Below are 1,092 nucleotides of genomic sequence, written 5' to 3' on the forward strand. Positions count from 1 at the left end.
GGCCAGGGCGGCGAACACGATCGTCAGGTGCGCCTCGATGCAGTGGCGGACGTGGTGGAAGACGGGGCGGGCGGCAAGGTCGGACTTCGTCATCCGGAAGGACTTCTCGACGTTGAGCAGCGCGGAGTAGGTCGCGATGACGTGCTCGGCGCTCGGGTCGTCCAGGTTGGTGACGTAGGCCTTGATGCCGGCCAGCGCGCGGGCGCGGGTCTCCAGGTCGCGGTTGACGGTCTTGGTCGCGCCGGTGAGTCTCACGAACCGGTTCCGCTTGATCGAGGTCTTCCCGGCGACGGCCTGCTCGGCCTTGCGGACCTGCTCGTCGATCCCGTGCAGGGTCCGCTTGGCGCGTGCGGCGGAGTAGGCGTAGTAGTACGTGTGGTCGCGTCGTTTGTCCGAGGGTGCGGCGGGCCAGGGGCGGGTGAACACGTGCCCGTCCGGGATCTGCTGGTCGGGATGCTGCTCACGCCACTTCTGGACCACGATCGGGATGTCGGTCATGCGTGCGCCGAGGACGAAGGACCAGCCGAGGGCCTCGATCGCGCGCCAGTTCGCCTCGCTGATCATGCCCGCGTCGGCGACGATCACGATGTCGGTCAGCTGGTGGGCGGTCATGAACGCCTGCAGCACCGGCACCATCGTGGTCGTCTCGCCGCGGTTGCCCTCGAACGCGTGGACCATGAGCGGGAACCCGGCCTGGTCCGTGAGGAGCCCGACGGTGATCTGCGGCTCCAGGCGTCGTTCCTTGGAGAACCCGGACTCGCGGAACCCGTCGCCCTCGTGGGTCTCGAAGTGCAGCGTCGTGACGTCATACAAGCAGTACGTCGCCGGCCCCAGGCCCACATGCTCGGCGCACGCCTTCGCCAGCCTGGCCCGCCATGACCCACCGGCCGGGTCCACGACCAGCGATGTGGTCGCCTCGGCCTCGTCGGTGTCGTCGTCGAGGGCGATCGGGGGCAAGCCTCTTGCCGGCAGGCCCGCGTAGACGCGCAGCCGCCGCTTGAGCGTCGCATACGACGGCGCGTCGATCCCGGCCTCGGCCAGCACCCGCAGCGAGTCGAGCTTGCTGGTCGGTTCGATGATCCGCGCCAGGAC

Annotated in this window: 1 protein-coding gene; it reads right to left on the bottom strand. The window is 69.2% G+C overall.

Annotated elements, in window-relative coordinates:
- Positions 1-1,092: IS1634 family transposase (locus ACYVJ0_RS13525; RefSeq protein ID WP_460818379.1), on the bottom strand; the 1,092-nt coding region annotated here is incomplete at both ends.

This window comes from Microbacterium petrolearium, from assembly GCF_054782875.1.